Raw genomic sequence first — 23,898 nt, 5'->3', positions numbered from 1 at the left:
CTTAAGTTTTACCCTTTTTTGTTGTTTCCCTCATTCAAAAACATGCTTTACTCATTATAGGTTTTATAAAATAGCTGTTAGGTCTAGTTTTATGCTAAACTTTAAAATCAGCTATTATGAAATCATTATTAAAAATCATTCTTGTATTAACAGTATCTATACAATTACAAGCTCAAGAAAAACTAATTTCAGGAAAAGTCACTTCGGCAAGCGATAATTTGCCATTACCAGGAGTCAATGTTTTAATTAAAGGGACAACGACAGGAGTTCAAACAGATTTTGATGGCCTGTATCAAATAAATGTTAAAGACACAGATATTTTAGTGTTTAGTTATGTTGGCTTTAAGACAGAAGAAAGAAAAGTAGGTAAGCTTCATACTATTTCGGTAGTGCTAGAAGAAGATACAGCCTGTTTAGAAGAAGTGGTAGTTGTTGGTTACGGAACAACTACTAGGAGATCATATACCGCATCAGCTTCACAAATAAAACGACAAAAACAAAAGGAATACCATAACAAATTAGCAGGTCAAATACAGTCAACGCCAATAAATCAAGCATTGCAAGGAAAGGCAGCAGGAGTTCAAATCACTAATAATGTGTCAAAGCCACAAACAAGTTCTCATATTTTAATTAGAGGCATGGCTTCTGTTTCTCAAAATAAAAAACCTTTAATAATTGTGGATGGTAAAGTATCAAGTTATGATACCATGGAACGTTTAAATCCAAATGAAATAAAAGATATCAATGTTCTTAAAAACACAAGTGCAACAGCTCTTTATGGAAGTCGAGCAAGCAATGGAGTTATTATCATTTCAACTAAGAACAACAACGCTATAGTTGAAACTGACCACTTATATATTGTTGATGGAATGCCAATTAAAAAGGAGCATAATTATATCATAGACAATTTTTCAGAAAAAGATATTGATACTAAAACAGAGTTTGATAAAGCGGATGCTAGAAAGAAATTTGGAAAGATTGCTAAAAACGGATGTATTGTCATCACAACACATCAAGGCAATTTTAGAATAGATAACAACGAAAGCTATGCAGTTATTGAAGAAAACAATTTTGAACGAACATCATTATCTCCTTTATCAACCTTTTCTATTGATGTTGATAAAGCATCATATAGTAACATAAGACGTATGATTAACAATGGAATGGCTATTGAACCTGATGCTGTTAAAATTGAAGAAATGATTAATTATTTTAAATACAATTACCCACAACCTACTGGTGAACATCCTTTTTCGATTATTACCGAAGTGGTTAAAACACCTTGGAATAATCAAACTAAACTTGTTAAAATAGGATTGCAAGGAAAAACATATAGTAATGAAGAATTACCAGCATCAAATCTCACTTTTCTAATTGATGTTTCTGGGTCTATGGGTTCTCCAAATAAACTACCACTGTTAAAGTCGGCGTTTAAACTATTGGTGAATCAATTACGTGAGCAAGATAAAGTTGCCATTGTTGTATATGCAGGAGCAGCAGGTGTTGTTTTAGAACCTACCTCTGGGAAGCATAAAGAGAAGATTATAGCGGCTTTAGATAATTTAAATTCAGGTGGATCTACAGCTGGTGGTGCAGGCATTAAATTGGCATATAAATTAGCTGAACAAAATTTTAAAAAGAACGGAAACAACAGAGTTATTTTGGCAACCGATGGTGATTTTAATGTTGGTGCATCTAGTGATAATGCTATGGAGAAGCTTATTGAAGAGAAACGTAAATCTGGAGTGTTTTTATCGGTCTTAGGTTTTGGATATGGTAATTATAAAGATTCCAAATTAGAAACTTTGGCTGATAAAGGGAACGGAAATCATGCTTATATCGACACCATTCAGGAAGCTCAAAAAGTGTTTGGAAAAGAATTTGGTGGCACCTTATTTACCATAGCGAAAGACGTAAAAATTCAAATAGAGTTTAACCCTAATAAAGTTCAGGCCTATAGATTAATAGGGTATGAAAATAGAATGCTTGAAGATGAAGATTTTATTGATGATACCAAAGATGCAGGTGAATTGGGTAGCGGTCATACGGTTACAGCTTTATATGAAGTTATTCCAGTAGGTGTTAAAAGTGATTATTTGAAGCATGTTGATGATTTAAAATATACGAAATCACAGATAACTGAAAATTATTCAGATGAATTGTTTACAGTAAAATTCAGGTATAAAAAACCAGATGGTGACAAAAGTATAGAAATGGTCCATATTCAAAAAGATGTTATGACTGAAGCTTCTGAAGATTTAAAGTTTGCTTCTGCAGTAGCGTTGTTCGGAATGCAATTACGACAATCAAAATATTATAATAATTTTAATATTAAAGATGTTATTGCTTTAGCAAAATTAGGAAAAGGTAACGATGAAGATGGCTATAAAACGGAGTTTATAAGATTAGTTGAGTCTTATCAAAATTTATAGAAAAAAATGCGCTTTAATAACGCTTGGTAGATTTAAATCTATCAAGCGTTATTCTATTTATACTTGAAGCACACCCATATTAAATGGTTTTTCAATAGGAGCGTGGTTTGCAGCTTCTATACCCATGCTAATCCATTTTCGTGTATCTAGCGGATCGATAATTGCGTCCGTCCAAATTCTAGCAGCGGCATAATAAGGAGATACTTGAGAATCGTATCGATCTTTTATTTTATTATAGAGTTCGTCTTCTTTTTCTTTAGTAATTTTTTCGCCTTTCTTTTTTAAGGAAGCCGTTTCTATTTGGAGTAATACTTTGGCAGCCGAGTTTCCACTCATCACAGCCAGTTCTGCACTTGGCCATGCCACAATCAATCTTGGGTCGTATGCCTTACCACACATAGCATAATTACCTGCTCCATAGCTATTTCCAATAATAACAGTAAATTTAGGAACAACGGAATTACTCACCGCATTAACCATTTTAGCACCGTCTTTTATAATGCCCCCATGTTCGCTTTTACTACCAACCATAAACCCGGTAACGTCTTGTAAAAATACCAACGGAATTTTTTTCTGATTGCAATTAGCAATAAAACGTGTTGCTTTATCGGCACTATCATTATAAATAACACCTCCAAACTGCATTTCTCCCTGCTTTGTTTTTACTAGCTTACGTTGATTCGCGACGATGCCAACGGCCCAACCATCAATCCTCGCGTAACACGTTATGATAGTTTTTCCATAACCCACTTTATATTCATCAAATTCAGAATTGTCAACCAAGCGTTTAATAATATCATACATATTATATTGGTCAGCTCTCGATTTTGGTATAATACCATAAATATCTTCAGGATTTTCTTTAGGTTTTATTATTTCTGTTCTATTAAAACCAGCTTTATCGTAATCACCTATTTTATCAATAATATTTTTAATGGTATCTAAAGCATCTTTATCATCTTTCGCTTTATAATCTGTAACACCAGAAATTTCACAATGTGTTGAAGCACCACCTAAAGTTTCGTTATCAATAGTTTCTCCAATAGCGGCTTTTACCAAGTAACTCCCCGCTAAAAAAATGCTTCCGGTTTTATCAACAATCAACGCTTCATCACTCATGATAGGTAAATAGGCGCCTCCAGCAACACAACTTCCCATAACCGCAGCAATTTGGGTTATTCCCATGCTACTCATAATGGCGTTATTTCTAAAAATTCGCCCAAAATGCTCTTTATCTGGAAAAATCTCATCTTGTAATGGCAAATAAACACCCGCACTATCAACCAAATAAATAATAGGTAAACGATTTTCTATAGCAATTTCTTGAGCTCTTAAGTTTTTCTTGGCTGTTATTGGAAACCAAGCTCCAGCCTTAACGGTAGCGTCATTAGCAACTACAATGCATTGTTTTCCTTTGATATAACCTATTTTAACAACGACACCGGCCGATGGGCAACCACCGTGTTCTTTATACATGTCTTCTCCTGCAAAAGCAGCAATTTCGATTGATTTTTTATTTGAATCTAATAAATAATCAACACGCTCATGAGCAGTCATTTTTCCTTTAGCGTGGTGCTTTTCAATACTGGCTTTTCCACCTCCAAGATGTACTTTGCCAAGACGGTTTGTGAGTTCAGAAAGTAAAAGTTTATTATGATCTTCGTTTTTATTGAAGTTGATGTCCATGTTCACTTAGTTTGATGCTAATGTACAAAAGATTGAAAAAAGGTTTCAAACAATGTTAATTAAATATTAAATAATATTACATGGAATTAGTTTCCTTGGAAAATAAATATTTTTATTATACATTTGTATTAAATATTTAGAACTATGAAAAATATAATAGCCTTTGCAGGATCAAACAGTAAAAACTCAATCAACAAGCAATTAGTGAACTATACAAGCACTCTTTTAAAAGATAGTAACGTTTCTATTTTAGATTTAAATGATTATAAATTGCCTGTTTATGGCATAGATTACGAACAAGAACATGGTATTCCTGAAAATGCAAATAAATTTTTGGAATATATAAAATCATCTGACGGTATTATTTTATCATTAGCAGAACACAACGGCGCTTACGCAACTGTTTTTAAAAATTTATTCGACTGGATGTCTAGAATTGAAAGTAAAACATTTTTTGACAAGCCTATGTTGTTAATGGCGACCTCTCCAGGAGGTCGAGGAGGAGCTTCAGTTTTAGAAATGGCAAAAAATAGATTTCCGTATCATGATGCCAATATAATTGAAGTGTTTTCGTTGCCTTTTTTTGGAAATAATTTTGTTGATGGTATTATTGTTAATGATGAATATAATGAGCAATTAAAAAATTCAGTGGAACAATTTAAAAAAGCACTTTAGTCATGTATATTAATCATGAAGATGATGGCAAGAAGGGAAAATTCTATGTAATACTTAATGGTAAGGAGGAAGCAGCAATGACCTATGTTTATGCTGGCAAAAATTTTATCATAGATCATACCGAAGTAAGCGAGGTTTTTAAAGGTCAAGGTGTAGGTTATAAACTTGTTGAATCTGCGGTTAATTTTGCCAAAGAAAACAATATTAAAATAAAACCATTGTGTCCCTTTGCACATGCTGTTTTTAAAAAGAAAGGATTGTTATATGCTGATGTTTTATATTAATTTATGATTATGGGAGATTTTTCAAAAGATATTAATTCAACTTTTACCAATAACAGAATAAAAGCTTTATTGAATATTTTGTATACGGCTAGCTGGATTTCAAATTGTCAAAATGAGTTTTTTAAATCATATGGCATTTCTCCACAACAATATAATATCTTAAGAATTTTGAATGGCGCAGATGAGCCGCTAAATGTGCAAGTTATTAAGGATAGAATGATAGAACGCGCTCCAAATGCTACGCGGCTTATGGATAAATTATGTGCTAAAGACTATATAAAGCGGTTGCCATCAGAACATGATAGGCGCGTTGTTAAAATTATAATTACTGAACAAGGAAAGGAGTTGTTACAAGCAATACCCAATAATTTTAATAAAGATTTATTGAAGAATTTAAATGAAGAAGAAGCGGAACAATTAAGTAATCTGCTCGATAAAATGCGATAATCGTATTTTTTTAAACAAATAGTTTCCATGGAAACTAAAAAATATAAAAAATGAAAACAAATACCATAAAAACAATAGGGCGGAGTGATTTTGTAAATATGGGTCCTATAAGATTACGGCAGCCGCTACCAACACAACAAATAGATATGATAGATCCGTTTATCTTGTTACATCATTACGGACCGTATCATATTTCGGAAGAACACAACCCCTTTGATTTAGGTCCGCATCCACATCGTGGTTTCGAACCCATTACTTTTTTGTTTCAAGGTGAACAATTACATCGTGATTCCTTGGGTAATGAGAGTGTCGTAAAGGCTGGTGATGTGCAGTGGACAACGGCTGGAAGAGGCATAGTGCATGCTGAAGGACCAACAAAAGAATTCATTAAAAAAGGAGGTTATATTGAAGGAATTCAATTATGGTTGAATTTACCTGCTAATAAAAAAATGATGCCAGCTAATTATCAGCATGAAAGAAATGAAGATTTTAAAGTAGTTTCTTTTAATGATGACAACGTTAAAATCAAAGTTATCTCAGGAGAATTAGAGGGTATTTATGGGCGCATTCAAACACAAACGTCTGTTAATGCGTTTATCATTGATACAAATGAAGAAGGTAACGCATTTATAAAAATACCTAGTACACATCAAGCTATGTTGTATTTAATACATGGTGATGTTACTTTAAATGAGTCTGAAACACTAATTCAAGATAAAAATCAATTGATTGAGTTTAATCAGGATGGCGAAGGCTTTTCAATAAAAGCACATAAGAAAAGTAAATTATTATTAATGTCAGGCGAACCTTTAAAGGAACCTGTAAATAGTTACGGACCGTATGTGATGAATACACAAACGGAAATTTTAGAAGCTATGCGCGATTACCAAATGGGTAAGATGGGCTTTCTTCCAGAGAGATAAATAGAGATTAGATTTCCTTCTTCAAGGAAATAAAAAAATGTAATATTATGAAAACAATAATTCACAAATCAGATAGTAGAGGTTTTGCTAACCACGGATGGCTAAAATCTCATCACACATTTAGTTTTGCAGGGTATCAAAACCCAGAACGAATGAATTTTGGAGCGCTTAGAGTGCTTAATGACGATTTAGTGCAACCTAAAATGGGGTTCGGCACACATCCGCATCAGAATATGGAAATTATCTCTATTCCTTTAAAAGGCGCATTATCTCATCAAGATAGTATGGGAAATAAACGTGCTATTGAAGTTGGTGAAGTCCAAGTTATGAGTGCAGGAACAGGTTTAACACATTCTGAATTTAACGATAGTAAAACCGATGAAACCAATTTCCTTCAATTATGGATTATTCCTGAAGAAATGGGTGTTACACCAAATTACGAACAACGGTTATTTGATGCTTCAGAACAGAAAAACAAACTTCAAACGGTTGTTGCGCCAAAAGACAAGTTAGAAGATGATGCTTTACCCATAAGTCAGCAAGCTTATATTTATAGAACGGATTTGGATGAAGATAAATCTATAACACTAAAGGCTAAAAACAGCAACAATGGCTTTTATATTTTTGTTGTTGAAGGGGCTGTTGAAGTTGCAAATACAATTTTAAATTCTAGAGATGCTATAGGTGTTTCTGAAGTTGACACGTTAAATCTGAAAGCAAAATCTAATTCAAATTTAATTATTATTGAAGTTCCTATGGTATTTTAAGAAATTTTAAATCTAAAAAATAATTAAGCATCCTTGATAAGATGCTTTTTTATTTAAAAATACGATATTTGTGTTTCAATTTGCACAAAGGATAGAAGCGATATCCTTTTTTAACTGATATCAGTTAAAAAAGATTTAGCGAATAGCCTGACCTTGTTATCTAACAAGGATGTGCCCTAAATATAGATTTAATTATGGCAATGAATAAAAACACAGTGTTAGCATGGGCAACATGGATTATGATTTTTGTAGGTCTGGGATTAATCGCGCTTGGAGCATTTAGATATGATGAAGTAGCAGGATGGGGTTTCGCTTCTGTAGGTATTGGCTTTTTCGCGATTGCTTGGGTTTTTAACGCTTTAAAAGGACGAGTATAATGAGCGACGATAAGAAAGTAATTTTTTCAATGAATGGGTTAACCAAAACCTTTCAAGGTGCCAATACGCCCGTTTTAAAAAATATTTATTTAAGCTTTTTTTACGGAGCTAAAATTGGAATTTTAGGTCTCAATGGTTCTGGTAAATCAACCTTGCTAAAAATTATCGCAGGCATAGATAAGAATTACCAAGGTGATGTGACCTTTTTACAAGATTATTCGGTGGGCTATTTAGAACAAGAGCCAAAACTTGATGATGATAAAACCGTTATGGAAATTGTTCGTGAAGGTGCCGCTGAAACGGTTGCTATACTTGACGAATACAATAAAATAAACGACATGTTTGGGTTGGAAGAAGTCTATTCTAATCCAGATAAGATGGAAAAACTGATGAATCGTCAGGCAGAATTACAAGATCAAATTGATGCTGCTAATGCTTGGGAATTAGATACCAAACTTGAAATAGCTATGGACGCTTTACGCACCCCAGATGGTGATAAAAAAATAGGTATTCTATCTGGTGGGGAAAAACGGCGCGTAGCGTTGTGTCGATTATTATTACAAGAACCAGATGTGCTATTATTAGATGAACCAACCAACCATTTAGATGCCGAATCTGTACATTGGTTAGAGCATCATTTAGCACAATATAAAGGAACGGTGATTGCCGTAACACATGATAGATACTTTTTAGATAATGTAGCTGGCTGGATTTTAGAATTAGATAGAGGAGAAGGCATTCCTTGGAAAGGTAATTACTCATCGTGGTTAGATCAGAAATCTAAACGTATGGCACAAGAAAGCAAAGTAGCTTCTAAACGTCAGAAAACATTAGAACGCGAATTAGAATGGGTAAGACAAGGAGCAAAAGGACGTCAAACAAAGCAAAAAGCGCGTTTGAACAACTACGATAAGTTAATGAGCCAAGACCAGAAACAATTGGATGAAAAACTTGAAATCTATATACCTAATGGTCCACGTTTGGGAACCAATGTTATTGAGGCGGTAGGTGTTAGTAAAGGATACGATGATAAGCTATTGTATGAAAGTTTAAACTTTAAATTACCACAAGCTGGAATTGTAGGTGTTATTGGTCCTAACGGCGCAGGAAAGACCACCATTTTTAGAATGATAATGGGTGAAGAAACTCCGGATAAAGGCGAGTTTAAAGTAGGTGATACTGCAAAAATTGCCTACGTTGATCAAAGTCATTCTAATATTGACCAAGAAAAAACTATTTGGCAAAACTTTAGTGACGAGCAGGAACTTATCTTAATGGGAGGTAAGGAAGTCAATTCCAGAGCGTATTTAAGTCGTTTTAATTTTTCTGGAGGCGAACAAAATAAAAAGGTAAAGTTGTTATCTGGAGGTGAACGTAACCGTTTGCATTTAGCCATGACTCTTAAAGAAGAAGGAAACGTGTTACTTTTAGATGAACCTACAAATGACCTTGACGTGAATACATTGAGAGCTTTAGAAGAAGGTTTAGAAAACTTTGCCGGTTGCGCCGTTGTTATTAGTCATGACAGATGGTTTTTAGATAGAATATGTACGCATATTTTAGCATTTGAAGGCGATTCTCAAGTGTATTTCTTTGAAGGTAGTTTTAGTGAATATGAAGAAAATAAAAAGAAACGACTTGGTGGTGATTTGATGCCAAAACGAATTAAGTATAAAAAATTAGTACGATAAAGAAGTAAAGAAAATTTTTATTTTAACGCTCACTGAAAAGTGGGCGTTTTTTTTATTCATAGATATGGCCTGAACCTAAAGTGTAATCAGATTTTTGTTCTAATTGGTGTATTGCTTGAATATTGGAATTAAAGGTGTCTAATTCATTATTGATAGATTCTTCATGTTCATGAACATATAGTACTCTTTTCGCCCATTTTCCTAAGATCAATATGAGTAAAAAACTAAGTAAAGTAAATATAAATTCAATCATAACGTTAAATTATTAATTATCACCATACATATGTCCTTCAGTGAAATCTTTGTACTTCTCTTCTTGTTTTGCTAATTCTTCACTGATCTTATCTAAGCGTTCATTTTCTTTTTTAAGCTTATATGATTTTCTGATACCTAAAATCAATAAAATAGAAAAAAATACAACCACAATAATTAAGAGCGTGACAATGTCACTTTGTTCTATTAACGCAATTGGTAATAAAAAACCTAGAATATAATTTAAAAGCATTGTTAAATACCGATTTGGGTTAATAGCATACCAAATATAATATTTTTTGTCAATCTATAATAAAAAATATTATAACCATATGAAAATCATGAATTTAAATTCATATAAACATATGGTTACTAAGATAATCTACAATTTAAATTTCAGAGCTAATATTTTTTAACGAAATTGCATTGAATAAATTTAAATATCATTTTCAATATTATGTCTTCTAACAAGATTAAGAATATACAAGTAGAATTGCTTTCAAAACAATATTATACACTTAATAAAATTACATTTGATTACCTTATGAGTTCTGGCACTTGGGTTACACAAATACGGGAATGTTACGACAGGGGAGACGGTGCTGGAATATTGTTGTATAATAAAGAAAAGCAAACAGTAATTTTAACAAAACAATTTAGGATGCCTACTTATATGAATGACAATAAAGACGGTATGTTAGTTGAAATTTGTGCGGGTATGTTAGACAAAGACAATCCAGAAGCCTGCATTATAAGAGAAACAGAAGAAGAGGTAGGATATAGATTAAAAAATGTAAAAAAAGTATTTGAAGCGTATTCCTCTCCAGGGGTTATGACTGAGAAAATGCACTTTTTTGTTGGTGAGTATTCAGATGATATGAAAGTAAATGATGGTGGTGGTTTAGAAAGCGAGCATGAAGATATAGAAGTTTTAGAATTACCATTTAAAAAAGCAGTTGCTATGTTAAATAATGGAGACATTCATGATACAAGAACTATTGTTTTATTACAATACGCCCAAATACATAAATTACTATAGTGTTAATGAGAATTTGCTCTCATAAAATCTGTAATTAAGTACGTAATTAGTTTTCCAATTTGACTTTCGTTTTCTGGGGTAGCTATAGCCTCGCAGATATGCAGATAGTAGGTATTTTCATGTTTTCCAAAAAAGTTTACAAAGGCTCGTGTTTTGTTTACACCAAAACCACTTAGTGTCATTGCGCTACTTGAAATATTCTGAATAGCATCACAATCAATTTCAATACCAAAAGCGGTAGAACTAACATGCTCTAAAGCTCTTTTCATCTCACTTTTAAACGATAATTCTTTTCTAACTTCAATAGATTCAAAGGTATTATAAGCTATAGAATTTATTTTTTTTAATGAGTTAAAAAGTTTTTCAGGAGTATAATTTTCATGCAAACCAAATACAAAATAGTTTTTTAAAAATCCTTCAGCATAAGCATAAGAAAACCCGTTACCACTATGACGACCTTCTTCTGGTCTAAAATCAGTATGAGCATCAAAATTAACAACGTTTATAGGAGTTCCTAGAGCCAATGAACTGCCTTTAATATTTCCGTAAGCATTGTTATGACCGCCTCCAATAATAATAGGCTTTTTTCCAGCTAAAACAATTTGATGTATAATATGAGTAACATGTGCATCAATTTTTTTTACAATTTTTCTAGCTTTTAAAATATCTTTTCTTTTTGATTGATTTAACTTGGAAACTTTCAACATTTCATCAGTAAAATCAAGATGTCCAAGAATTAAAACACGATTTGCATTTGTGAATTCGTTATTTTGAATATTTAATAGATATTTTAATACCGTATTCCAAGTATTGTAAGCTCCTGATTTTCCGTAATTTGCAAAAACACCTACATCTTCGGGTAAACCAATAATTACATGCGTAACATCCAAATTTTCAAGTTGTTCGTATATGTTAGAAATGGAAGTTAACAGGTTAACATGTTCGCCAAATTTGGATTCACCAGAACGCTTGTTTAGTAATTTTTTTAATTCAGAATTATTAAATAAAACTAGTTTATCCATAGAAGCAGTAAATTTTTTGAATAATTAAAAATACAGTTTTATTTATTCATTACATTAAAAAAAATAAGTATTAAATTTAGAAAATCAAATCAGTAAACTCTTTAAAAATTAAAAACAAGTAATTATGGAAGATAGTAAAAGTGGTATGGGGTTAAAAGTAGCGTTAGGTATTGCTTTAGTCCTTTTTTTAGGAACAGCATTTTATTCGCTTAACCTTTACAAAGAAAGTAACAAAACAAAAAAAGACCTAACAGAGCAAAAACAATTAGTAATGAATGATTTAAACGCTATGGCTAAGCAATATGATGATGCTATTAGCGAAAATGAGGTTGCTAATAATAATTTAATTGAAGCCAGAGCGCGTATTCAAGGGTTGATAGACTCTTTAAAAATTTCTGAAACCAATGTTAAAAGCCTTTGGAGATATAAACAAAAGTATATGTCACTTCAAAAAGAAATGGATGTGTTATTAGCACAAAACGATTCTTTACGAGTTGAAAATTCATATTTAGCGACTTCGTTAGATAGTACACGTGTTCGTTTAGAAGAAAGAACCATGTTTACAGATTCATTATTGATTCAAAACACGGCATTAGCTGAAGTTATGGAAAATGCTTCTGTATTATCTACAATAGGTTTAAAAGGTTTTGGAGTTATTGAAAGAACTTCAGGAAAATTAATCCCTACAGAAAGAGCGAGCCGTACTGACAAAATTAGAGTATGTTTTACAGTGGCTCAAAATAAATTAGTTCAAGCAGGAGATCAAGAATTATACGTTCAAGTAATAGACCCAAAAAATAATACTTTAGGCGCAAATGAACAAGTTGTTTTTGGAGATAAAACAATTAACTATAGCATTATTAGTAAATTTAATTACGAAAATTCAAGTCTTAATATTTGTGAATTCGTTACTGGTAAGGGAGATTTTGAAAAAGGACGTTATGTTGTTAATGTGTTTAATTCAAAAGATTTAGTATCAACTTCAGAGTTTACTCTCAAATAAAAAGAGAATAATAGATATTAAAACCGAAAGACAAAATCTTTCGGTTTTTTTATGTCCAAAATTTAATGAATGATTATTTAGTTAGTCATATATCGATATGATAATTTCGAATTTAAAAATTTTTAAATCATCAAAAAAGCATGAATAAAATGTAAATTATTAAGTAAAATCATTTAAAAACAATAATCGGTGAAAAGTTGAAAAACATGATAAAAATCATTGTTCTTTTAAAGAAGATAACACTTAAATTAAGTTATAAAAAAATCAGCAAAACCCTTGATATTATTACCTTCAATGTTTATTTACATAAAAATTTTAAAGTAACTTTGTAAAAAATTTACAAAATGAATAAAGCAATTTATATTGCAACAAGTGAACCTAATAGTGGTAAGTCTATAGTAGCACTAGGTTTAATGAGAATGTTGCTAGGTAAAACAGCTAAAGTAGGTTATTTTAGACCTATTATTGATGGTGATTCCTTGGAGAAAAGGGATAATCATATCAATACTATATTATCTCACTTTGATTTGGACATTGATTATAAAGATGTCTTTGCATTTACTAGGAATGAATACATAAATAAAAGAAATTCTGGAAAAGAAGGTGAAATTTTTGATAAAATAATAGAAAAGTATAAGGCTCTTGAGGAGAAAAATGATTTCATGCTGGTTGAAGGAACTGACTTTTCTGGAGAAGGTACTGCTATAGAACTAGATGCTAATATATTAATTGCAAAAAATTTAGGTATACCTGCTATTATAGTTTCCAGTGGTGTTGGTAAAAGTTTTGACGAGTTTGTTAACGGTTTACATTTGGCTTACGATTCATTTAATGAAAAAGAAGTAAAGGTTTTAGCTGTTATTGCGAATAAAGTACAAGAAAAAAACTTAGACCTAGTTATTAAAGGTGTTGAACAAAATTTGCCTAAGGATGTATTGGTAAATGCTATTCCTTTAATTCCTTCTTTAAAAAACCCTACGGTAAAAGAAATTGCTAAAGCTATTGATGCTCAAATTATTTTTGGAAAAGAGCACTTAAATAATCAAACAACTAGTTTTAAAGTAGGGGCTATGCAGTTACGAAATTATTTGACTAAACTAGAGCAAGATTGTTTAATTATTACACCAGGTGATAGAGCCGATATTATTTTAGGAGCTTTACAAGCTAATATTTCTACTAATTATCCAGCTATTTCAGGAATTGTTTTAACAGGAGGTTTGTTACCTGAGGAGCCTATTGTTAAATTAATTGAAGGTTTGCAGCAAATAGTTCCAATACTATCTGTTAAGTTAGGAACATTTGAAGTAGCAAATAGAATAGGGGCTGTGCGCTCGCATGTCTATGCTGAAAATAAAGATAAAATTTTAATGTCATTAAATACTTTTGACAAGTATTGCAATGTAGATAGACTTTCTGATAAGTTTTATACGTTTAAAAATAGTGGTATTACACCAAGAATGTTTCAGTATAATTTATTAAAAAGAGCCAAAACATCTAGAAAACATATTGTTTTACCGGAAGGCAATGACGATAGAATTATTGCTGCAGCTGCAAGATTAATTCTAATGGATATTGTAGATTTAACAATTCTAGGAAATAAGGATCAGATATATGAGAGTATAATTAGATTAGGTTTGAAATTGGATTTAGATAAAATAACTGTTATCAATCCAATGGACTCTGAATATTCTAAAGATTTTGCAAATACATTTTATGAATTACGGAAAGCTAAGGGTGTCACGATTGATATGGCTGAAGACTTGATGAATGACGTTTCTTATTTTGGAACTATGATGGTTTATAAAGGCTTAGCAGACGGCATGGTTTCGGGAGCAGCTCATACCACACAGCATACTATTAAACCAGCTTTACAGTTTGTAAAAATGAAACCTTCGGTATCTGTAGTATCGTCGGTATTTTTTATGTGTTTAGATGATAGAGTCTCTGTTTTTGGTGACTGCGCGATTAATCCAAATCCTAATGCAGAGCAATTGGCGGAAATAGCAATATCATCTGCAGAATCTAGTATTGCTTTTGGAATCGAACCAAGAATAGCTATGTTATCATATTCCTCTGGTACATCGGGCAAAGGTGAAGAGGTTGATAAAGTTAGAAAAGCAACTGAAATAGTAAAACAAAAACGGCCCGATTTAAAAATTGAAGGACCTATTCAATATGATGCGGCTGTAGATGCTGGCGTAGGCAAAAGTAAAATGCCAGACTCAGAAGTAGCAGGTCAAGCAACTGTATTAATTTTTCCAGATTTAAATACTGGTAACAACACTTATAAAGCAGTTCAGAGAGAAACGGGGGCATTGGCTATCGGACCGATGTTACAAGGTCTTAATAAGCCTGTAAATGATTTGAGTAGAGGATGTACAGTAGATGATATTTTTAACACTGTTATTATAACAGCAATTCAAGCACAAGGAATTTAACATGAATATTTTAGTAATAAACTCAGGGAGCTCTTCAATTAAATATCAACTTATTAAGATGCCTGAAGAAAGCGTTGCGGCGAGTGGTTTGGTCGAGCGTATAGGGCTGGATGGAGCATTAATCACCTACAAATCAGGAGAATTTAAAATGACCAAAGAAGTTGAAGTTCCTGATCATGAAACGGGATTACTACAAATAACAAACTTTTTGTTAGATAAGAAGTTTGGTGTAATCGATGATAAAGATAAAATTAATATTGTAGGACACCGAGTTGTACATGGCGGAAAAACGTTTTCTAAAACAGTAGAAATTACTCCAGAAATTAAAAATAAAATAGAAAGTCTTATTCCGCTGGCACCGTTGCATAATCCGCCTAATTTAAAGGGTATTGAGGTTGCTGAAAAAGTATTTAAAAAAGCGAAACAAGTTGCAGTTTTTGATACTGCTTTCTTTCAAACCATGCCGCAAAAAGCATATCAATATGCTATTCCTAAAGAATTTTTAGATGACAATGATATACGAGCTTATGGATTTCATGGTACTAGTCATAAATATGTCTCAGAAAAGTCCATTCAGTATTTAAAGGACCATAATTTTGATCATTCTAGAATTATTACGATTCATTTAGGAAATGGTTGCAGTATTACAGCTGTAAAAGATGGAAAAGCTATTGACCATTCTTTAGGTATGGGACCAGCTAATGGATTAATTATGGGAACTCGTGCAGGAGATATTGATCAGTCGGTGATATTTTACTTAATTGATAAATTAGGATATTCTACTCAGGAAGTTAATGATATCTTACTCAAAAAAAGTGGAATGCTAGGTCTTACAGGATATAGTGATATGCGAGACATAGAATCTAAATCGGCAGAAGGTGATGAAGATTGTCGTTTGGCTTTATATATGAATGGCTATAGAATTAAAAAATATATAGGATCGTATATTGCTGCAATGAATGGTCTTGATGCTATTGTTTTTACGGCAGGAATTGGCGAAAACAGTAGTGTTATAAGAAAAATTGTTTGTGAAGATATGGAGTTCTTAGGATTGCATTTAGATCATAGAAAAAATGATGTACGTGGTAATACTATACGAGCGATTAATGTTCCTGAGTCGAACGTGAAAATTTTAGTAGCTCCAACCAACGAAGAATTGGAGATTGCAAAACAATGTTTTGCTTTAATACATTAAAAACTAAATATATATAATAACTAATTTTATATTTGTTGCTAATTATGTTGATAACATAATGTTATTTTAATATCAAATTTGTTAAGTGTAAATTGAATCGTAATCTCTCATTTTTAAACTCATTTATTGATATTTCTGAGCTGACGTTTGATAAGCTTAAAAACATATCTACATTTAAACGCCTTGAAGCTAACACACAAATAGCCAGAGCAGGGGATAATACTTCAAAATTATACATGCTTGTCTCTGGATTGATGCGAGTCTATTTAAGTACTGAATCTGGTAAAGAATTTAATAAAAACTTTTTTATGCCTATTTGTTTTGTGGGTCCGTATACTTCTTTAATTAAAGGAGAGCCTTCAAAATTAACCTATGAAACGCTTACAGATTGTAAAGTATATGAAATAGATTTTAAAGAATTAAAGAATCTTTGTAAGCAGGATATTGTTATTAGTAATCTATACAATAAAATAGTTGAGCATGTTTTTATAAAGTATGAAAAGCGCCAACTTGAGTTGATTTCACTTGATGCCAAACAACGCTATTTACAACTCAAAAAACGAATTCCAGATATAGATTCATTAATACCTCAATATCATATAGCGTCTTATTTAAGTATTACACCAGTTCAATTAAGTAGGATACGGAAAAGTTTAAAAGAGTCTTCTTAACATTTGTTAATGAAAACAAAATATGAATAATTTATATTTGAAAAAGTTTTGATTAATAGCGATTTATTTAAAATAAATCATAACTGGCCAACCAACAAAAAAACAGGTAATTTAAAATTACCTGTTTTCTTTTTTTGTCATTCAAATTAAATTATCAATTCATTTTTATTACTATAAATTCAGTACGTCTGTTTAATTGATGCTCTTGTTCTGTACATGGAACACTTCCATCACAACCATTAACTAAATCATCTTCGCCAAAACCTTGATATTTAGTAATTCTATCAGGATTAATTCCTTTTGAAACTAAATAGTCAAATGTAGCTTTAGCACGTTTTTTCGACAACCAATCATTAAATACCCTAGTTCCTCTAGAATCAGCATAAGAGTCAATTTTAATAACCATATTTGGGTAGGTATTAGTCATCATATACACTATTTTATCTAATTCTAAAGCAGCATCTTTTCTGATGTTATACTTATCAAAATCAAAGTAGATAGTATTTAATTCAGCTAATTTCACAACATCTTTCACAGGGTTTAATGAAAAATCAGCCGTTATACTTCTTGTAGCTTTGTCAATATTTTTTGAGGAAATAAGTTTAGCATCACTAGCATGTTTAGGATCACTGATTAATAGTTTATAATCAGCATTTCTATCAATATTAATTTCATAATGACCATTGAAGTCTGTTTGAACTTCAGCAATTTGCATACCAGCTGCATCAAATAATGTTATGGTAGCGTTTGCAATAGGTTTGTTGTTAATAGCATCCGTAACAGTTCCTTCTAGTTTTAATGGTAATACTCTTTTATAAGCGTAAATATCATCACTACCCACACCGCCATCTCTGTTAGAAGCAAAATAGCCACTTGTTCCATCTGAATTCATAAAAAATGAAAAATCATCTTTACTTGAATTAACAGGGACTCCCAAGTTTATAACATTAGTAATGTTATCATTTTTATCTGAAGTTGTAGCAAATATATCTAATAGTCCTATTCCTGGATGACCGTCTGATGAGAAAAACAAGGTACCTTCGCTATTTATAAAAGGAAACAATTCATTTTTTTTAGTGTTAACAATATCTCCTAAGTTTTGAGGTTTTCCATAAGTTCCGTCAGAATTTATGTATGAAAAATATATATCTGAACCACCAAAGCCTCCAGGCATATCTGAAGCAAAATATAGTTTTGTACCATCACTACTTAGAGCAGGATGTCATGTTGAATAGTTGTCACTATTAAAAGGAAGTTCTTCAATATTAGTCCAAACACTATCAACAAGAGTTGCTTTATATATTTTTAAATTAGTTATTCCTTTTTTGTCTTTTTTGAGTACGTTTTTATTAAAGTTATTTCTTGAAAAATACATGGTTTTTCCATCACTTGAGATGGTAACAGGGCCATCATGATAAATTGTGTTGACGTCTCCTTTTATTTTAGATTTATGATTAACGGGAGTAACACTATCATTTTTATCTTTTACATAAACATCTAAAAAAGGTTGTCCATCCCAACCGTAAATATGTTTAGTTGATACACCTTCATCTCTTGATGATGTAAAATATATTTTGTCACCTTGTTCAAAAGCACCAAAATCACTAAACTTTGAATTAAAGTTTACTTTTTTTAGAGAATATTGTGGTTTTGCATTAAAAATAGTAGTAACGAAATTAGCATCTTTCATAAGTTTTGCATCGGCAATATCGCCTCCTGCATCCTCAAATTTTCTCATCCATAAACGAGATTCTTTATACTCTTTAACACCCCTTAAAGCCTGAGAATATTTATACAAATATTCTGTTGGAACGTTATTTTGTTCAACAGCTTTTTTATAATAAACCACAGCGCTATCAGGATTTCTCATGAAGGCATAACAATCTGCTAATTGTCTTATAGCATAGTCTTTATTGAAATTAACATCAATAAGTTCTTTATACTTTACTGAAGCGGCTACAAATGAAAATTTGTTAAATAAATTATCTGCCCGTTTTTGTTTCCCGTATTGTGCAAATACCGAAATATTTAACAGTATAATAATAATAATTAATATGTAGTTTTTTGACTTCATGGGGTATTAGTTTTTAATTAAAAACACCAAAAGTATTTTTAAAAGTAGGTTTGTGTTTTATATAATTGATTATTCCATTTTAACAACTATAAATTGTGTACGTCTGTTTAGTTGGTGTTGTTCTTCCTCACACTTGGCACCATCTTCACAACCATTTGTTAGTCTACGTTCTCCAAAGCCTTCATGTTTTGTAATTCTATCAGGATTTATTCCTTTTGAGATTAAATACTCGTAAGTAGAGTTTGCTCTATCAATAGATAATTTATCATTGTATGATCTGGCACCTCGAGAATCGGTATGCGATTCAATTCTGATAACCATATCTGGATATGTATTTTGCATCATATCAACAATCTTATCTAACTCTAAGGCTGCGTCTTTTCTAATATTATACTTATCAAAATCAAAGTAAATGGTATTTAATTCGGCTAGCTTTACAACGTCTTGTACCGGATTTAATAGTAAGTTAGCTGTTATAGAAGTTAGCTCTGTTTGTAGGTTTTTAGAGGTAAAAGTCCTGTAGTCATCAATATATTTTTTCTGACCAGCAACGATTTTATAATCTTTATTTCTATCAATATTTATTTGAAAATACCCATTTTCATCGGTTACCATATAGGCAATCTGATTGTCTTTATCATCGTATAAAGTTATAACCGAATTTGGAATTGGCTTGGTATTAATAGCATCTGTAACAACCCCTTCTACTTGTAGTGTTGGAACACGATGATAGCCATAAATATCATCACCACCACGTCCACCAGATCTATTGGATGCAAAGTATCCAGTAATTCCATTGGGATTCATAGTAAAAGAAAAATCATCCTTATTGGAGTTAATAGGAATGCCTAAATTTATAACATCAACAATTTCATCATTATCTCCTTTTATGGTTCCATAAATATCTAATAATCCTAACCCTACATGCCCGTCAGACGAGAAGAATAAGGTGTTTTCATTATTAATAAATGGAAATCCTTCAGCTTTATCTGTGTTAACAATATTCCCTACGTTAACAGGTGTTCCTAACGTTCCATCTGGATTTATGTCTACATAATAAATATCAGATCCGCCATAACCACCAGGTCTATCAGAAGAAAAATATAATTTTGTATCATCTGTGTTTAAAGCAGCATGCTGATTGGAATAGTCATTACTATTTATAGAGAGGTCTTCAATATTAGTCCATAAACTATCTACTAAGGTTGCTCTATATAATTTCATATTAATCATTCCCTTTTTGTCTCTTCCCTCGATATCTTGTTTATAATTATTTCTGGAAAAGTACATGGTATGACCATCTTTTGTAATAGTTACAGGACCATCGTGATAGATTGAATTGACATCACCTTTTAATTTTGAGGTATGATCAACTTTTTTACTTCCAACATCAGTAACATAAACATCTAAAAAAGGTTGCTCGTTCCAACCATATATGCGTTTTATAGAAACACCTTCATCTCTTGAAGATGCAAAATATATTTTACCATTAAATTCGAAAGCTCCAAAATCACTATACTTTGAATTGAATCGAATTCTATCTAAAAAGTACTGTTGTTTTGCATTAAATACACTGGTTATAAAATTAACGTCTTTTGAGAAGTCGTTAGAGTTAACAACTCCGCCAGAATCTTTAAACCGTTGTAACCAAATACGCGATTCTTTATAGTCTTTTATACCTCTTAAAGATTGCGCATAGCTGTAATAATACTCTATTGGAACATTTTCTTGTTTTACAACACTTTTGTAATATCTCGCAGCATTTTTAGGATCTCTTAGATAGGCGTAACAATCAGCTAATCGTCTTGTTGCATAGTCTTTGTTATAATTATTGTCAATGAGGTCTCTATAAACTTTAGCAGCTTTTACAAATGAGAATTTATTAAATAGTGTATCCGCTCTTTTCTGTTTTCCTTGTTGTGAAAATACAGAAAAACTCATCATTAAGATAATAGAAACTAATATGTAGTTTTTTATTTTCATAATAATTTCAATTAGAAATATCTAGGAGATTTTAATTTAGAACTTAAAAATTTAAACTCATAAATAAGCAAAATTTCATGCGTACCAGAGGTATAGCTAGCAATATCAGAAATTGGCTTTTCGTAAGCATATCCTAAACGTAACTGTCTTGATATTTGAAAATCTACAAGGCCACCAATAGCTGCAGTTTGTTCATTAATTCTATAAGAACCTCCTAACCAAAATTTCTCATTGAATAAGAAATTTGCTGTTAAGTCAAATGAAGGTGAAGCTCCGTTAGTAGCTTTAACCAAAAATGCAGGTTTAAACTTCAAACTTTTACTGAAATCGAACACATAACCTCCAGTTAAATAGTAACTAGTGCGTTCTAGAGCTTTAAAATTTTTGTCTTTATTATAATCTGAATTAAATATTCTAGGAGCAGATAGGCCAACATACCATTTAGTAGAATGCCAAAATAAACCAGCCCCAAGGTTAGGAGTCATACGGTTTTCATATCCTCTAAAAAATTGATCTTCTGCAATTGTAGGATCATTTAAAAATTCAGAATCCATACTATATTGTGTAAATCCAGCTTTTAAACCAAATGCTAATTTTGAATCATAACCAGTTGGAATGGTATAAGAAAAGTCCCCGTAAACATAAGAGAAATTTTGTGGACCTAAATCATCTTGAATAAACGATAATCCTAACCCAATCCTATCATTTCTAAGAGGTGTGTTAATAGAAAGAGTTTGTGTTATAGGACCACCCTGAAAGCCAACCCATTGGCTTCGGTGTAAACCAACAATACTTAAAGCTTCTCGACTGCCCGCATAAGCAGGGTTAATGGAGATTGTGTTGTACATGTACTGTGTAAATTGCGGTAACTGTTGTGCAACTCCTACAGTACAACTAAACAACGCAAACGCTAATATATAATGTTTAATTAATTTCATAGGTTAAAGTTTTATTTGGTTCCAACGTAAACTGGCCCTGTAAAAGGATTCAATCCACTATTTTTTAAGATTACGATATAGTAATATGTTCCGTTTGGAACTGTTCCAGAAGCTCCAATAGCTCCGCTACTTGATTTACCATTCCAATCATTTTGGTAATTACTATTTTGATAAACTAAAGCACCCCAACGGTTAAATATTTTCACATCCATTTCAAATCCACATAGTTCAACTCCTGTGATTTGGAAATATTCATTCCATTGATCACCATTAGGTGTTATCGCTTTTGAAATAACAACGTCTTCACTACCACAAGGTAACACCGTACAATCTGCATTAATATTCATAGCAAGATTTGTAACGCTTATACATCCTTGATCTGTAGTTGTATATTTAAATAGATAATCGATACCTCCATCTTTAGGAAGAAAATCTAAACTTAATTGTAAAGTCGTTGGGTTGAAAATATTGCCTTCAAGAGTGGCATCAGTATTACCTTCAACCATTTCCCAAACACCATTAAGGTTTGTAGTTTGTAAATAGTCATTTAAGTTAACAACTCCATCATCATAACATCTGTCTTCAGCAATTATTTCTGTAACTACTTCATCTAAAGTTACGTGAAGTGTTTGTGTATAGGTGTTTTTATTGCCACAGGCATCACTTACAATCCATGTTCTTACTATTTCATAATCAGTTAAAATAGTCTCGTCAAATGTGTTGGTTTCACTATAATCAACATTTACGTTAGAATCGCAATTATCTTCAAAAGTAAGATTAGGTTTATCTGGAATATCGGCACAACTCACATCCATTTCAGTATCTAAATCACTTGTTAAGACAGGTGCTATTGTATCTTTAACTGTAATAGTTTGGGATACAGAACTAGAATTATTACAACTATCTGTAAACGTCCAAGTACGTGTTATAATAACATTACATGGATTAGTCTCATCAATAGTATCAATACCAGCAACTGTAATATTACCAGCACAGTTATCAACGGCGGTTAAATTTCCAGCAACAGGAACATCATCAATACATTCGTAGGTGATATTGCCAGGAGCGTCAGGTGCAACTGGAGCTTGAGTATCTGCTACGGTTATAGCTTGAGCGACAGAACTTGTGTTATCGCAAGCATCTGTAAATGTCCAAGTACGGATAATTGTTACATTACAAGGATTAGAATTATCAACACTATCCACACCAACAACCGTTATATTTCCTGAACAGTTATCTACAGCAGTTAAATTACCTGGAGATGGTACATCTTCAATACACTCGTAAGTAATAGGTGCAGGAGCACTAGGTGCTACAGGAGCTATATTATCATTAATTGTATAAGTGTATAACCAATCAGCAGTATTACCGGCACAATCTGTGTACGTGAAGGTATAAACTTTATCTCCTTGACAAACAGGATCACTATTTTCAGTCATTACAGGTATTATCTCAACACCATTGGCATCAAGCACTGTTGGAGGTGTTGGCACTACAGCATCAGTAATACATGCAACATTAGAAGCTCCATCAGCAGGCACTGTAAAAGGCGCTAAAATGATGGTATATGTATATTTCCAATCAGCAGAGTTACCAGCACAGTCTGTATAAGTAAATGTATAGTCTACGGTTCCTTGACAGTCCGGAGTTTCTGTAACAACAGGACCAGTAGGGTTTAAAATGTTACCACAATTATCGGTAACAGTAGGCGGAGTAGGCTCTACAGCATCAGCTAAATTACTAACTGTTTCTAAACCGTTAGCAGGTAAGATAAAGGCAGTAAGATCAATGGTATACGTATATGCCCAAGTATCTGAGTTATTAGCACAATCGGTATAGGTATAAGTATATGTTCTGGTTCCTTCACAAGTTAATGGATCGGGCGTATCAGTAATCACGGCAGCCGAAGGCGTTAACGTATTCCCACAAGCATCTTGAATGGTAGGCATTGTGAATGTTTCTGTAGCATTAGCAAGACAATTTACCGAACTGGCTCCATCA

The 23,898-nt window shown here is 32.1% G+C and carries 21 protein-coding genes; 13 read left to right on the top strand and 8 right to left on the bottom strand.

Going from position 1 to position 23,898, the window contains the following annotated elements:
* The first annotated feature begins 116 nt into the window (after window positions 1–116).
* A complete protein-coding gene (locus G5V56_RS11485) occupies window positions 117–2,432 on the top strand; it encodes a VWA domain-containing protein (protein WP_166965097.1) in 2,316 nt (771 codons plus the stop codon).
* 57 nt (window positions 2,433–2,489) lie between these two features.
* On the opposite strand, the gene G5V56_RS11480 is transcribed toward G5V56_RS11485, so the two are convergent.
* Window positions 2,490–4,118, bottom strand: coding sequence for an acyl-CoA carboxylase subunit beta (locus tag G5V56_RS11480; protein ID WP_166965095.1), 1,629 nt, complete (start codon window positions 4,116–4,118; stop codon window positions 2,490–2,492).
* A gap of 144 nt (window positions 4,119–4,262) precedes the next feature.
* Here G5V56_RS11480 and G5V56_RS11475 point away from each other — a divergent pair, with 144 nt between their 5' ends.
* From G5V56_RS11475 to ettA, 7 genes are all read left to right on the top strand, one after another.
* A complete protein-coding gene (locus G5V56_RS11475; protein WP_166965093.1) occupies window positions 4,263–4,793 on the top strand; it encodes an NADPH-dependent FMN reductase in 531 nt (176 codons plus the stop codon).
* Window positions 4,794–4,795: 2 nt separating this feature from the next.
* The gene (locus G5V56_RS11470; protein WP_166965091.1) at window positions 4,796–5,077 is read left to right on the top strand and encodes a GNAT family N-acetyltransferase; all 282 of its coding nucleotides are present in this window, start codon (window positions 4,796–4,798) and stop codon (window positions 5,075–5,077) included.
* A 9-nt stretch (window positions 5,078–5,086) separates the two neighbouring features.
* Window positions 5,087–5,524, top strand: a complete 438-nt coding sequence (locus tag G5V56_RS11465; protein ID WP_166965089.1) for a MarR family winged helix-turn-helix transcriptional regulator — start codon at window positions 5,087–5,089, stop codon at window positions 5,522–5,524.
* Between the two features lie 50 nt (window positions 5,525–5,574).
* Window positions 5,575–6,447: a pirin family protein gene (locus G5V56_RS11460; RefSeq protein ID WP_166965087.1), complete on the top strand. Its 873-nt coding sequence runs from the start codon at window positions 5,575–5,577 to the stop codon at window positions 6,445–6,447.
* A gap of 47 nt (window positions 6,448–6,494) precedes the next feature.
* Window positions 6,495–7,214, top strand: a complete 720-nt coding sequence (locus G5V56_RS11455; protein WP_206285900.1) for a pirin family protein — start codon at window positions 6,495–6,497, stop codon at window positions 7,212–7,214.
* A gap of 194 nt (window positions 7,215–7,408) precedes the next feature.
* A complete protein-coding gene (locus G5V56_RS11450) occupies window positions 7,409–7,591 on the top strand; it encodes a CAL67264 family membrane protein (protein ID WP_166965085.1) in 183 nt (60 codons plus the stop codon).
* Window positions 7,591–9,282, top strand: a complete 1,692-nt coding sequence (gene ettA, locus G5V56_RS11445; RefSeq protein WP_166965083.1) for an energy-dependent translational throttle protein EttA — start codon at window positions 7,591–7,593, stop codon at window positions 9,280–9,282. Before G5V56_RS11450 ends, ettA begins: the two co-directional genes overlap by 1 nt.
* Window positions 9,283–9,547: 265 nt before the next feature.
* Here ettA and G5V56_RS11440 read toward each other — a convergent pair whose 3' ends face one another.
* Window positions 9,548–9,787, bottom strand: a complete 240-nt coding sequence (locus G5V56_RS11440) for a hypothetical protein (protein ID WP_166965081.1) — start codon at window positions 9,785–9,787, stop codon at window positions 9,548–9,550.
* A gap of 204 nt (window positions 9,788–9,991) precedes the next feature.
* Between G5V56_RS11440 and G5V56_RS11435 the strand changes: the two genes are divergently transcribed.
* Entirely contained in the window at window positions 9,992–10,573 is a 582-nt protein-coding gene (locus G5V56_RS11435) for an NUDIX domain-containing protein (RefSeq protein WP_166965079.1), read from the top strand.
* A gap of 2 nt (window positions 10,574–10,575) precedes the next feature.
* On the opposite strand, the gene G5V56_RS11430 is transcribed toward G5V56_RS11435, so the two are convergent.
* Entirely contained in the window at window positions 10,576–11,595 is a 1,020-nt protein-coding gene (locus tag G5V56_RS11430) for a formimidoylglutamase (protein ID WP_166965077.1), read from the bottom strand.
* Between the two features lie 124 nt (window positions 11,596–11,719).
* Here G5V56_RS11430 and G5V56_RS11425 point away from each other — a divergent pair, with 124 nt between their 5' ends.
* From G5V56_RS11425 to G5V56_RS11410, 4 genes are all read left to right on the top strand, one after another.
* Window positions 11,720–12,598, top strand: coding sequence for a chromosome partitioning protein ParA (locus G5V56_RS11425; protein ID WP_166965075.1), 879 nt, complete (start codon window positions 11,720–11,722; stop codon window positions 12,596–12,598).
* Window positions 12,599–12,942: 344 nt separating this feature from the next.
* Window positions 12,943–15,036, top strand: a complete 2,094-nt coding sequence (gene pta, locus G5V56_RS11420; protein WP_166965073.1) for a phosphate acetyltransferase — start codon at window positions 12,943–12,945, stop codon at window positions 15,034–15,036.
* A 1-nt stretch (window position 15,037) separates the two neighbouring features.
* Window positions 15,038–16,231: an acetate/propionate family kinase gene (locus G5V56_RS11415; protein WP_166965071.1), complete on the top strand. Its 1,194-nt coding sequence runs from the start codon at window positions 15,038–15,040 to the stop codon at window positions 16,229–16,231.
* A gap of 92 nt (window positions 16,232–16,323) precedes the next feature.
* Window positions 16,324–16,902 carry a Crp/Fnr family transcriptional regulator gene (locus G5V56_RS11410; RefSeq protein ID WP_166965069.1) on the top strand — a complete coding sequence of 193 codons (579 nt, stop codon included), beginning with the start codon at window positions 16,324–16,326 and terminating at the stop codon, window positions 16,900–16,902.
* 154 nt (window positions 16,903–17,056) lie between these two features.
* Here the strand turns inward: G5V56_RS11410 and G5V56_RS19065 are convergent, their stop codons facing one another.
* The 5 genes from G5V56_RS19065 to G5V56_RS11390 form a co-directional block, all read right to left on the bottom strand.
* Entirely contained in the window at window positions 17,057–18,076 is a 1,020-nt protein-coding gene (locus G5V56_RS19065) for an OmpA family protein (protein WP_240911303.1), read from the bottom strand.
* A 48-nt stretch (window positions 18,077–18,124) separates the two neighbouring features.
* A complete protein-coding gene (locus G5V56_RS19060) occupies window positions 18,125–18,976 on the bottom strand; it encodes a tetratricopeptide repeat protein (protein ID WP_240911301.1) in 852 nt (283 codons plus the stop codon).
* Window positions 18,977–19,045: 69 nt separating this feature from the next.
* On the bottom strand, window positions 19,046–20,959 hold the full coding sequence (locus tag G5V56_RS11400; protein WP_240911300.1) for an OmpA family protein: 1,914 nt from the start codon (window positions 20,957–20,959) through the stop codon (window positions 19,046–19,048).
* An 11-nt stretch (window positions 20,960–20,970) separates the two neighbouring features.
* Window positions 20,971–21,897: a PorP/SprF family type IX secretion system membrane protein gene (locus G5V56_RS11395; protein WP_166965067.1), complete on the bottom strand. Its 927-nt coding sequence runs from the start codon at window positions 21,895–21,897 to the stop codon at window positions 20,971–20,973.
* 11 nt (window positions 21,898–21,908) lie between these two features.
* Window positions 21,909–23,898 (bottom strand): gliding motility-associated C-terminal domain-containing protein (locus G5V56_RS11390; protein ID WP_166965066.1); only part of this gene is annotated, 1,990 nt, incomplete at its 5' end.

Source organism: Yeosuana marina (assembly GCF_011762485.1).
Taxonomy (GTDB): domain Bacteria; phylum Bacteroidota; class Bacteroidia; order Flavobacteriales; family Flavobacteriaceae; genus Yeosuana; species Yeosuana marina.
This window is presented reverse-complemented; position numbering and strand designations above follow the sequence as displayed.